The sequence below is a fragment of the Oceanobacillus sp. NCCP-135 genome (assembly GCF_059698015.1).
In genome coordinates, this window is the sequence record NZ_BAAKSZ010000032.1 from 19,290 (window position 1) to 31,483 (window position 12,194).

9 protein-coding genes, 2 tRNA genes, 1 rRNA gene, 1 pseudogene and 1 CRISPR repeat array are annotated in these 12,194 nt (G+C 34.6%); of the genes and pseudogenes, 1 reads left to right on the plus strand and 12 read right to left on the minus strand.

Annotated features, from left to right (window positions below; translation table 11 throughout):
• Positions 1–103: 103 nt before the first annotated feature.
• Positions 104–1,000: a CRISPR direct-repeat array (repeat unit 36 nt; unit sequence GTTTTCCTATACCAAAAACTGAGATAGTACCAAAAC).
• A gap of 33 nt (positions 1,001–1,033) precedes the next feature.
• The 6 genes from AC6HVZ_RS16930 to AC6HVZ_RS16955 form a co-directional block, all read right to left on the minus strand.
• Positions 1,034–1,945: a hypothetical protein gene (locus AC6HVZ_RS16930; protein WP_497559309.1), complete on the minus strand. Its 912-nt coding sequence runs from the start codon at positions 1,943–1,945 to the stop codon at positions 1,034–1,036.
• 44 nt (positions 1,946–1,989) lie between these two features.
• Entirely contained in the window at positions 1,990–2,319 is a 330-nt protein-coding gene (gene cas2 / locus AC6HVZ_RS16935) for a CRISPR-associated endonuclease Cas2 (protein WP_497559310.1), read from the minus strand.
• Positions 2,303–3,202 (minus strand): type II CRISPR-associated endonuclease Cas1, encoded by a 900-nt coding sequence (gene cas1, locus AC6HVZ_RS16940; RefSeq protein WP_497559311.1) that lies wholly within the window; start codon positions 3,200–3,202, stop codon positions 2,303–2,305. The genes cas2 and cas1 overlap by 17 nt, the downstream gene beginning before the upstream one ends.
• Positions 3,203–3,365: 163 nt before the next feature.
• Positions 3,366–6,548, minus strand: a complete 3,183-nt coding sequence (gene cas9, locus AC6HVZ_RS16945; protein WP_497559312.1) for a type II CRISPR RNA-guided endonuclease Cas9 — start codon at positions 6,546–6,548, stop codon at positions 3,366–3,368.
• 904 nt (positions 6,549–7,452) lie between these two features.
• A complete protein-coding gene (locus AC6HVZ_RS16950; RefSeq protein ID WP_497559313.1) occupies positions 7,453–7,788 on the minus strand; it encodes a type II toxin-antitoxin system PemK/MazF family toxin in 336 nt (111 codons plus the stop codon).
• Entirely contained in the window at positions 7,781–7,978 is a 198-nt protein-coding gene (locus tag AC6HVZ_RS16955) for a DUF2281 domain-containing protein (RefSeq protein ID WP_497559314.1), read from the minus strand. The genes AC6HVZ_RS16950 and AC6HVZ_RS16955 overlap by 8 nt, the downstream gene beginning before the upstream one ends.
• A gap of 474 nt (positions 7,979–8,452) precedes the next feature.
• Here AC6HVZ_RS16955 and AC6HVZ_RS16960 point away from each other — a divergent pair, with 474 nt between their 5' ends.
• A complete protein-coding gene (locus AC6HVZ_RS16960; protein ID WP_497559315.1) occupies positions 8,453–9,838 on the plus strand; it encodes a plasmid pRiA4b ORF-3 family protein in 1,386 nt (461 codons plus the stop codon).
• A 96-nt stretch (positions 9,839–9,934) separates the two neighbouring features.
• Here the strand turns inward: AC6HVZ_RS16960 and AC6HVZ_RS16965 are convergent.
• The 6 genes and pseudogenes from AC6HVZ_RS16965 to rrf all read right to left on the minus strand — a co-directional run.
• A pseudogene (locus tag AC6HVZ_RS16965) lies at positions 9,935–10,311 on the minus strand (DUF4351 domain-containing protein); the annotation flags it as partial.
• 397 nt (positions 10,312–10,708) lie between these two features.
• Positions 10,709–11,023, minus strand: coding sequence for a type II toxin-antitoxin system RelE/ParE family toxin (locus AC6HVZ_RS16970; protein WP_497559316.1), 315 nt, complete (start codon positions 11,021–11,023; stop codon positions 10,709–10,711).
• The gene (locus AC6HVZ_RS16975; protein WP_497559317.1) at positions 11,010–11,279 is read right to left on the minus strand and encodes a type II toxin-antitoxin system Phd/YefM family antitoxin; all 270 of its coding nucleotides are present in this window, start codon (positions 11,277–11,279) and stop codon (positions 11,010–11,012) included. The genes AC6HVZ_RS16970 and AC6HVZ_RS16975 overlap by 14 nt, the downstream gene beginning before the upstream one ends.
• A gap of 373 nt (positions 11,280–11,652) precedes the next feature.
• Positions 11,653–11,725, minus strand: a tRNA-Thr gene (locus tag AC6HVZ_RS16980).
• Between the two features lie 7 nt (positions 11,726–11,732).
• Positions 11,733–11,807 (minus strand) — tRNA-Asn (locus tag AC6HVZ_RS16985).
• Between the two features lie 181 nt (positions 11,808–11,988).
• Positions 11,989–12,104: ribosomal RNA gene (gene rrf, locus AC6HVZ_RS16990) — 5S ribosomal RNA — on the minus strand.
• Positions 12,105–12,194: the final 90 nt, after the last annotated feature.

Sequence of the window (12,194 nt, forward strand, 5' to 3'; positions counted from 1 at the left end):
ATAATCCTTATTGATTGAGAAAGATTCCTTGTAAGTCACAAGAGCAATAATGAACCGAAGAATAATCTGAAATGAAATTATATGGACAAGGCAATTATATGTAGTTTTCCTATGCCAAAAACTGAGATAGTACCAAAACCCTGATCTTTTTTTGTAGCAGCGCAATACAGTTTTCCTATACCAAAAACTGAGATAGTACCAAAACAAGGGAGGGCAGGCTTATGCACATCACTGAGTTTTCCTATACCAAAAACTGAGATAGTACCAAAACCCATTCCTATCGTGAATTTCCGCTTTTCCTGTTTTCCTATACCAAAAACTGAGATAGTACCAAAACATCATGTATTCCTTTTGCCAAGAACGATGTGTTTTCCTATACCAAAAACTGAGATAGTACCAAAACATTGACCTCGCTACCGTTACGAATGTCATTGTTTTCCTATACCAAAAACTGAGATAGTACCAAAACCAATGAATTTTATTACTAATATTGAAAAACTGTTTTCCTATACCAAAAACTGAGATAGTACCAAAACTTTAGCTTTTATGCAAGCCATAATTACTTTGTTTTCCTATACCAAAAACTGAGATAGTACCAAAACTGATTATATGAGTAAAGGATATTACTCTCTTTGTTTTCCTATACCAAAAACTGAGATAGTACCAAAACTCAGTTTCTTTAATGTAATATTTAAAGTGCGTTTTCCTATACCAAAAACTGAGATAGTACCAAAACATAACCGCATATCAATATCGTTATAACTTTGTTTTCCTATACCAAAAACTGAGATAGTACCAAAACAAAGAAGTTGATGGTATATTTGGAAGTGAGGTTTTCCTATACCAAAAACTGAGATAGTACCAAAACACCCTTGATACATAAGGCTTTAAACAGAAAGTTTTCCTATACCAAAAACTGAGATAGTACCAAAACTGCGTTGGCTCTATCGGTTATGATGGCTTAGTTTTCCTATACCAAAAACTGAGATAGTACCAAAACCTCAAAATTGATTGGCGTTTTACCATCAAATAATCAGCGATAATCGGCTATAAACTTTTTGAGGTTTGGTTCCAACCCTTGTGTAGCATGAAGGGAACCCATACCTAGATTATACATGATTATATGAATAATTGTAACAATAGTTCCAGTATTGTCGATAATTTTCTGTATTAAGGTATCCTCTGGAATTGAGTTATCCACAAGCTGAAAAAAGATCTTTATTGCCTTGTTATATAGTTCATCGGAGCAATAAAACGGGACTTCCTTTTGCACTTTAGCTTTCATTTGTGTTATTAATGCATGATGAATAATTGTATCCCTGTAGAAATAATTTATCGTTGAAGACTTTTTTTGCTGGGAAACTAACAGGAACTTATAACCTTTTAAAGTAGCATTTTTTACTAATTCATTAAACGTTTGTAATTCGGTTCGTCTCGCATACAGTTCAGGTAACTCGACAATAATCAGGGTCTTTTTATCATGAGGTCTACCCAGTAAAATATTTAGTAAAAGCGTCTTTATTTCAAGTGGAGAAAGCGATCTGTCTTTTGTTGAGTAAAAGGTGATAAAATCGCTCACATCATTCTCATTAAATGGTCTTAAGGAACTCGAAATTCCCCACCTTCCTAGTTGCTGGTTTACCAATTGCAACTCTGCATCTAAATGTTCCCAAGCTTCTTGCAGTTCTTGAAAAAATGGAGAATATGTTATTTGTTCTGATATATTACTCTGAATATCTTTCATAGGAGATTTTGCTGTAATTTTATTTAGATGTACCTCCGCATCAAAGGGAATGAAATGGCATTGCCAATCTTTTTTATTTATAGGCAGGCCATCTTCATATATTTTTAACTCCGATTGTTTTCCATTAAAGTAATTATTAATTGTACGAACTAAGTTATGCCACGAAAGATGTTGGCCATATAAAGTTGTAATATCACCCATTTCAATTGCATATTCACTAGATGAAGATATAATATTCCATATTTTCATAGTATCACCAACGGATCCTCTGTTATGACTTCTTCCTGGATGGTTTTACCACCAACCATTATTAACATCTTTTCATATTGTTTGTTCGTAACTCCCATCAGTCTTATAGATCCTTTCGAAGGAAGGTTATTTCGAATGCCTTGGGTGTACTGGGTCATACTTATCCGATTCGGAAATATTTTTACGTATACTGAAAATTGGATCATGCTAAATCCATTATTAATGAGGTATTTACGAAACTTTGAATAAATTCGTCGTTCTTCTTTTGTGTTCATTGGCAAGTCAAAAAATAATATTAAGCGCATAATTCTATATGGCGATCCCATTTTGTGGGTACACCAGATAAGTGTTGTTATTTTCATTCATCGATTTGATAAATGATTGAATAAAAAGATCAATCGCATTTAATACGGTTTGACTTTGACCACCAATACTTACTTTTGCGCTAAGCCGACGAATTAACAATTGCTTTGTTTCTAATGTAAGATATTCCTCTTTTTCCACTGTCATTGCTACCCAGACATCTACAATCGGGCGAAATACTTCCATGCAATCGTCTACTAGGTTGAATGCATTAAATTGGTTGCGATGTCCAATACCAAAGGTGGGATGCAGTCCATAAGCTACTACAGTTCTAGCCACACAAGCACGCAAAACGATATAGCCATAATTCAATGCTGCATTATATGAGTCTACCGAACCACGCTGTCTCCGGAAATCGGGACCAAATAATTCATTAAAATATACTTTTGCAGCATGACCTTCCCTATTACTACTATCTTCGAGTTCAACCTGATCAGCAAGCGCTCTTAGTCGATTAATCACAACTGAATCTCTGTTTAAGTATTCTAGCACAGATGCCTGGTTCCTTATTTTAATTTTTATGATACGTTGCCACATTTCTCCTTTTGCCCTGTCACTCCAATTAATTTGTTTATGCAGCACCCCATACACCCGATAATGGCTGTATAACCCAAGTGAGAAAACGTTAGGATGATGATTCTCATTACAAAAGATTAATAGTATATGGTAAGAGGTTAGCTTATTCATTAATCTACCTGTCACCACAGTTCTGTCATTATCTACAACAATTGTATGAATATCTGACAATGGGATTAGTACTTCCTGTTCTCCTTTAATTACTTTCAGATTATCTAAGTACAACTTCATCTCTTCTGCATCTGAAATATAAACGATTCTCCAACTCAAACAAAGCCCTCCCTCTTTAGTTGTGAAAGGGGCTAATTAAATAGGAAAAGCCCCAAATAAATGGGGCTTTTGAGTTCGGGATAAACCCTTGTTTTGATAGGTTATCCCAGTTTTTGGTATAGGGCGATAAATTTATATCGCACTTTTATAATACCCCATTTTATCACAATTGTAAATAGTTTTTAAAATTTTCTTTACTTATTTTATAAGTATTACCTAAAATATCAACATTATACTTATTTACATTACTAATTGTAGATAGGGCTAAAAATCCTTCTTTCTGTTCCTTTTTCCTTTTAAATTGATAATCTACTTCTATCTTATTTTGCCTTGGATTATTGTCACCTCTAAAAATCCTACTTTGTCTCACCCCATTCTTTTCAAATGAGAACAAATCATTCTTATATAAACTGAACTGAAATTCAAACGTATCATCAATTTTTTTATATTCTTTCGCTTTTTCCTGTTCATATTTCTCCATATCCAATACATAACGGTCTCCATCTTGTTTAAACCAGTGATATGGTAGTCCCAGGTATTTATATTCTCCCTCCTTATTTTTATACAGGTCGATTCTTACTCCCTTAATACTTTTTAATACAACATCGTTTTTGGCTTGAGGATAATTGTGTGTTATATCCATGTGGACACCCAATTTCTTATCGTAAAATTTTAACGTTTTGACAGGGACTTTTCCATCTTTCAAAATATAGCCATGTTCGTTGTAATATGCCTGAAAAGGATTCAATTCATTTTTATATTCATCTATAATTTTTTGAACTAATTTCATTACTTCCGGATTATGTTTAGCGATAAAGAAGTCCTGTGGTTTTATTTTCAGTTTTTTTAATAACGGTTTTACCTGATCTTTATTCAGACTATAAATATCTTTATATTTCCCAACCGTATACTTTTCGCCATCTTTCATTCTTGTAGCATAAATAGTTTGGTTCGATAGTGTACGATTAGCTTTTCGATCAACCTTATGCGAATATCTTATCTCGGATTCATAGTTGCGCAATTTTTTTAAAAAGTTAACAAAGCTGTTAAACATTTCGTCCTCCGATAATAATTCCCCGGTTTCTCGATTGATGACTGCTCCTGTCTCATTCATATCGAAAGTTGTAAAAAAGTCAAATATTGACATCTTACCAATGGCAGCTACAATTAAAGCATCTATCGCATGATGTGCATGGCTCTCTTCGCGATCTTTATTCAAGTGTGCACGTCTTCTTAATGCAGCAGTAAAAGAACCCCGTATGGAAAGAACTGTTGTATCGATGTTATTTGCTTTAAAAAAGGATCTTAAATTCATGGAAAAACTGCGCATTGCATATTGTGTATCCACCAGATTACGATTAATAAAATCTTTTTGCAATTCCTCGTTATATTTAACATTTCGCATTTCCAGCAGATAATCCTTTTTCTTACGATTAATACTCCTACCTTTGTACAGGTTTAATACATTTGACTTATACTCATCAAATGTTCTTGGCCTCTTTTGTGTTTGGAAATATTCAAACGGAGTTAATTGACCCTTATCCTGATTTTCCCCGTGTAGACAAACCACTTTATTCGATTGACTATCGTCAAAGGATATGGATACTGGAATAATATGATCGATTTCAAATGAATATCTATTCTGTACAATATCATGTGGTGTGATAGATTTACCCGAATAAATAGATTGCCAATTTTGCTGTTTTACTAATTTTAGGGCCAAATGCTGCTTACCGTTTAACTTCAATTCTGCAAGAGATTTCACTCCAAGCAACTCAGCCATTTCCTTCTCATGTTTTCCCATTTGTCTTTGAAAATCCGCAACTTGCTTTCTCTTTTCTTCACTGTTTTTTTCCTTCGCAGTTTCTACTACAATAGAATCTAGTTCACCATATTTTTCTCTTACTGCATTTACAATCTTGATAGCTTCACGATGAGCTCGTTTCGCAACGGTACTTAGGATTGCCGTGTCATCGAAGGTTATCTTATTTTTATCTTTCATACCCGCAAGCCTTTGTTGTTCCAATCCAAGAAAAGAGAATATTTCCATTTGATTTTGATTAGAATGCCATAAATCATTCATTACTAAATTCATTGCTTTTTTGGATAATGCATGATATCCAGTAAAGGCTGTGGACTCTTTAAAACCATCTATAATATGTTTTCTTGTTTCACTGTTAAATTGAGTAAGTAAATTTTCAAGCTTCTTTTCTCTTCGATGATAAGCCTTTTCAGCTGTTAGTATCTCCGCAATCTCATCCATTAGATCGATATCATCCAATATTTCTGCAGGTAGATTGTTTTGGTCAACAACTTTCTTTATTTCCTTATATCCCTTGAACTCTGTAAAAAGCGGTTTATCATTTTTCAAATCTACTCTGTATCCGGTAACATCTGCATCATCTGGCAATCCCCTATATTTTAAAATTTGTTTTAAGGTGATATTTTTACCTTTTTTAATAAAGTTATTATAAAGATAAATTTTATCATCGTATGTTAAATACTCACCTTCCAATTGAAGTTTATTTAAATCACCACTCAATAGATTGAATAAATCTGCAGTCACAGACATTTTTGCAATTCTTAATTCTTGAGGAAAATAAGTACATTTCCCACGCATTTTATCAATCATTGATATTTCTTCAATTTCACCATGTTCATTAATAAAAAACGACCCATATGGTGTTGGAGATTTTTTAGACCCTGGACCTTCATAATATTCTCTTCTTGTTTCAATAAGTTCTAGTAACGAATCAGTAAAAGTCTCATTTAGTTCAGTATGTATTTCGCGCTGTTTGTTCAAAATTGCATTTGTTTCTTTAAGATAATCAGCTGTCCGAAAACGATTCTGGTGATTACGGATTCTCCCCCCTTTTTCCCTTCGTTTTAACTGCACTTCGCAAATAAATTGATCTATCAGAAGTTTTCTGTTTTGTGTGATCTGCTGCTTTGTTGATAATTCATTGTCATTTCCTTTCTCATCGTCCTCTGGTGAATCCAACGTAGTTCCTCGCATTTTCACCAGATGAAAAAGACCTGCCGCTAATTCTTCTTTCGATACCGAGCCATATATAGCATTGTATCTTGCTTGATATGGATCCACTTTACCAATACCAGAAAGTGGCAGTCCACGTTCTGAAAATAATTCCTTTGCTCTTTTAAGCCGATGTGCCTTTCTCCTTTTTAATCTTCGTGAACCTCTAAAGGATCTTCTTTCTTCATTTACATTTCTGCTTGCCTCTTCAAAAAGCCTAACGCCTGCATCAATGATTTCTCCAGTATCCCTTTCTAAAACACCCCAACCTACTGATGATATCCCTATATCTAGACCAAGTACCTTATTCAATTACGTCCCTCTCTTCACTGTTTTTTTAATATTAAAATTTATTTAGACCTATTATACTAGTTAAAGCAGAAGTGAACAATCTATTGTTGGTAATTTATGTGATTAATAAATCATAAGTAATAACATTATCAGGCAGAACAGAGGTTCATGTATTCGTTAAGTGACGTACGGACTGAACTGAGCCGCAGGAGATTCACTCCAAAGTATAAAATTCACTAAGCTTCCGCCTTTGAGGCGCAAGCAAGTTCATTTAAAAGGAAACTCGGGCGACCGGAGGAAGCCGATATTGACTTTCACCACAAGGGTATAAGTGCGACTAAGCCTCTGGTTCCCAATCGGCAAGTCTTCTTTATCGTACAAAGGTGAAGGAAGTCTGCTATGGCTTTAGCGCTGGAACCAGACGTGGCTGATTCGGTTGTTTTGTTATCCACAGCCCACAGATTTTATAATTTCCTAGACAATAAAACAGGCGTATAAACCTTGATACGAAAGGGTTATACGCCTATCTGTATTAGAGCTTCCAATCCGATTTGAACGAACGACCCCTTCCTTACCATTTTCATTAATTCGTTATATCAATTAGGATTAAGTACGATAAACCTTGATATAACAGCACTAACGTGTAACGCTTGGAGGTGGGGGTATTATAGCCCGTTAATGCGTGATAAAAGTAAAAACAACAATACACTTTTCCTATACAATTTTGCCTTCCCCTTAAATTGCTTTTATTATACAACCTGGTCTCTTTATTTAGGATTAAGCATATATCTTGTTCGAGAAAAGCACTCCTATTGCGGAAGAATGGCTCCATGTAGTACTTAAAAATTATGTATAATTTTAAACTGGAAAACCACAGGAACTTCCATACAGCAAGGGGACTGTAATACAGCCCCCTTGCTCACAGTTATTTTATAAGTTCGTTTATTTTTACCCGAACACCTTCCAAAATTTCAGTGTTCACCTGTCCAAATTTCTTTCTGACGATATTTTTAGAAAGCGTATAAACTTTATCTGCCCTAATTTCTGATGTTACTTTAAGTTCGCCCTCTGTTAAATCTTTTGATTCAATAATTATTGAATACTCAAGGTTCTTTATTTTTGATGTGATAGCTAAAACTATGATGTCTTCAGTCAATTCGTTATAACTATTGCTTGAAATGATAAGTACAGGACGTTGCTTTTGGTTTTTTAAATCACTGAATGGAATTGGTATTAAAACAATATCACCTTGTTTATACATTGTTCCAAACCTCATCATCGGTGTCATTATCCCAAAAACCCAGACTGCTCTCACTAGCTTTTGTTAAATCCTCAGACACACTTTTATCTCTCTTAGCTTTTAAATACTCTGCAAAATCCAGAATTTTATCAACTTCCTGTTCAGGTATCTCATCAATAATTTTAAGTAAACGATCCTTAGCTGTATCCATATAATGATCACCTCTTCCATGAATATTTTATTTTATTGAACAAAATCACTTTTCGCGATGGCTATTAAAATCATCCTACCCAAATATTTCATATAATTTAATATAGCAGCACACTCAAATATAGGGTGTTGTAAAAAAACAAGCCAATAAGTGAGGTGCTGCTACTTTATTTATCGTATCATGTTCTAGTATAATTAACAATTTTTATTTTATATTCCCAAGGGCACCACCTGAATAAAGATATTGTACAAACAGTGGGGGTTTCCCTTCCTCCCCCACCTTCACGTATGGGATTTTTCTAACGCTTAGAGGTGGGGGTACTACAGCCCGTTAATGCGTGATAAATTCTAGGTCATGTTTCCATTATGGATACACAACATTCGATAAATCAACCTTCTGCTTCCATCTCCCATATGTTAAAATTAAAATAATCCATCAATTTATTATTACCAACAACGAAAGGATGGAATGACTTTGGCAAAATTTCCAACTGGTAAAGTAGAACAATTAACACTTGACAGCCTTTTTGATGAGTTTAACGAAACTGAAATGGATTCCGGTTATGCCAAGGAAGACCGGATAAGGGTTCAACCTAAGACAGTGACAAAGAAATCTTTTCCCATCCAAATCGTAATCGACTTTGATCAATTTATGGAATATATTACGAACCATTCCATAAACCTGACGCCCAAGAATGGATATATTTCAAAGAAGTCATTACCAGAGATAAATGAGCGAATGTCGATAAAAGCAGAAAATGCTACTAAAAACTCACAGCAAGAATACTACCCTTATATTCACTTTTTCTATCATCTTGCCTTGAGTAGTAGATTAATCGAAAAAGTTTGGTCCAGCTCAAATAAACCAATGCTGCGCGTTACGGAAAGATGGAACTTGTTTCTCAGATTAACCGATACGGAAAAATATTTATTTCTACTGGAAACGTTTTGGGTTGATGTGAATTGGGGGAATTTGGGAAATCAGTCTAAGTGGACAATCCATCAGATACTTCCAGAAGTTTTTGACCAATTAATGAATGAAAAGTCAGGTTACCACCTTTCTCTTCAGGGCATTAGTATATTTTCCAGGTTTATGTCTGACTGGAATTACTTTTTACTGTATTTCGAATGGCTTGGGTTATGGATTTCAAAAAAAGATCAAGAAAGAATCGATGACTATGGATTAAAGAGTCATTACTTTGCAAAATCTATTACATTAACTGATTTTGGGATAAACATGATTCCTATACTAAGGAAAGTGCGAAAAATCGAGAAATGGAATATTTCATTACGACGGCAAAATGGAGAAGTTAATCCTATGCCAGGTTCACCAATGACAGTAATCTATGATAATGATGAAGGAAAAGACCAGAGTTCCGAGCCATTTCACAAAGCATTCTCAAGCCTTTTCGATCAAAGAGATTTGCAGCAAACATTACCAAGAATGGAACAAAAATTCACGAATGGTGTACACAAATTTAAAGTAGCACTTAACGGCAGTACTTGGCGGAAAATTGTATTGTCAGCAAATCATACGATGCAAGATTTGCACCAGGTGATTATTCAAGCATATGAATTTGATGATGACCACCTATATTCCTTTTTTATGGATAATAGAAAGTGGTCTCAAGATTGCATTGTCGCACCGAATGATAATGACGGACATCTGGCATCAGATGAAGTGACAATTGGGGCTGTTGGAATGCATGCTGGGCAGCGTTTCCTTTATTTATTTGATTATGGTGATGAATGGATGTTCACTATTACGGTGGAAAGCATTTCTGAAAGCGAAGAAGAACCAGCAAGACCTGCTATCGTGGGATCTAAAGGAGAAAGTCCGGAGCAATATCCTTGGTATTAATGTGATATTTTTTTTGAAAATTGTAGAGGGTCAGCATTTTACTGGAAGTTATCTTTAGAATGTCGACTCTTTTGTTCATAGGCCTTTTGATTAGGCTTCGAAAAAACCATATAATAATTTCATCTTTGAAGTATTTAATTCCATACGGCTTGGTATGCGCAAAGACTCTATTTTCACTTGTCCACGTTCTTCTTTGGTATAACCCATTTTACTGAGAAGTGCTGCCGCAGCTGGATTATCTTTTTTGATAAAAGTTCCCCAATTTTGAAAATAGCAATGGGTAGTATAGGCTTACGGTATTTTTCGTAGGGGTGGCTGCAGTATATGAATATTCTTTCATGAAATTCCTTTTGGTAGGATGACTGGGGATCAATATGAATGAGAATGGGTTGATCTTCGCCTTTGACCTTTACTTCGGCCAGAATATCAATTCTCCGCTTTTCTCCTTTTAAAATATCAGTGAATATTTCCTGTTCTTCCAAAACCATTGTTAACGCAGCCAATAAGTCACGGCCTTTTTATTTTTCTAATATTCAGTGGATTTGTTTTACCGTTAAATGTTTTTATATGCAATAATTTCGAACTGGTCATTAGGGAATTATAAAAGCGTTAATTGCTTTCTACGCACCCTTATCCTACTTGGCTGACCCCATAACATCCGAAAAACGAAGACCCTTTACATAATCGATAATACGTCTATGTATATACGCAATCATTTTCATGCAAAAAGTGACTTTCAACAATAGAAACGAGTTGAAAGTCACTTTTTACATATCCCTAAGAAATATCAATATATAGGTTGCCAATGTGTTTTGCAAAACACAGCCAAATTAGAATAGTTTTTTTCCTAAACCCATACAATTTTAAAGTTTACCTTTTGTTTCTTAATATCTGAATATAATCCCTTGCTCCATGCAATATCCTATAAATATATACAGTATTTTCCATAACCCGATAAAAGGCAATATAAGGTTCAGAAATAACCATCCTAAATTCGAAGTGATTTAGGCTTTCTTCCATTAACTTCGAACCAGCATACGGAAATTTTTCAAGGTGCTTTATAGAAGCCATAGCACGATCCAATATTTCATTCGCAGCTTCAGGATTACCCAATAAAATATAATTAAAAATATCATCAAGGTCATCGTCAGCTGCTGGAAGTAGTTCTACATTATAGTTTTTCATCAATTCTCTCCTTGATTCTTTGATAAGCAGAATCAATTGATGTCGTTTTATCACCATTTAATCGCTGTTCTTCGGCTACTAATAGTTTTTCTTTTAAATCTATGATTGCTTCCCTTTTTTCAAATGCATCGATACTCATGAGAACAAGATCACCTTCTCCATTCTTAGTGATATAAACAGGCTTCTCTTTCTCATGTGCCAATTTAGAAATGGAATTATAATCATTTCTTAACGAGGTAGATGACTTTATAATCAACGGCAAGACCTCCATTCATTTATTATACCATTATAATACCATAATTCCTGCATTATATGCACCTATTAGTTAATAAGGAACAATGATATTTATCATGAATTTATCCGAGATGATACAGTGTTCATTTAAAAATTTTGGTTCAATCACATTTTGCGGGGAAGATTGGATCAGTTGGTTGATTCGGAATCGGTATAATTTGTATTTTAATAAACAAACCTATTATTTTCCCCGTACTTTGTAAAAGATCCAAAATTTTTAGTATTATTTATTCATTACATTCAAATCGGGCAACAATTAGGGGAGAATACATTTTTTATAATCATTACAAACACAAAAAACGCTCTCTCCCTTACAGGGCAAGCGTTTCATCAAGAGCTTCCAATCCGATTCGAACGGACGACCCCTTCCTTACCATGGAAGTGCTCTACCTGCTGAGCTATGGAAGCAAAAAAATGGCTCCACAGGTAGGATTCGAACCTACGACCGATCGGTTAACAGCCGATTGCTCTACCACTGAGCTACTGTGGAATAATTAAAAATTACTTTTGTATAGCATTTCAATTAATTCGTAGTACTGCTTATCGTGTTACAATCTTGCCAAATAATGTTGCATCCCTTACATGACTTACTACACGATAATAAAAATTATATAACATTAATATGTATTTTACCACAATTTTTATATATTAAAAGATTATATAAAAAAGAAGCCTGGCGGCGTCCTACTCTTGCAGGGGCAAAGCCCCAACTACCATCGGCGCTGGAGAGCTTAACTTCTGTGTTCGGGATGGGAACAGGTGTGACCTCTCCGCTATTGCTGCCAGACATTCCTAAAAACAAGGACAAGGTATATTATATGCATTTCACTTAAAAAATGCAAGTGTTTTTAGTTTATACCCTAAAAACTAAATAAGA

Bases quoted from the DNA above. Each gene is read 5' to 3' on its own strand.
- AC6HVZ_RS16930 (WP_497559309.1), bottom strand. From the start codon at position 1,945: ATGGGTGATATTACAACTTTATATGGCCAACATCTTTCGTGGCATAAC.
- cas2 (WP_497559310.1), bottom strand. From the start codon at position 2,319: ATGGGATCGCCATATAGAATTATGCGCTTAATATTATTTTTTGACTTG.
- AC6HVZ_RS16950 (WP_497559313.1), bottom strand. From the start codon at position 7,788: ATGTATAAACAAGGTGATATTGTTTTAATACCAATTCCATTCAGTGAT.
- AC6HVZ_RS16955 (WP_497559314.1), bottom strand. From the start codon at position 7,978: ATGGATACAGCTAAGGATCGTTTACTTAAAATTATTGATGAGATACCT.
- AC6HVZ_RS16970 (WP_497559316.1), bottom strand. From the start codon at position 11,023: ATGAAAAACTATAATGTAGAACTACTTCCAGCAGCTGACGATGACCTT.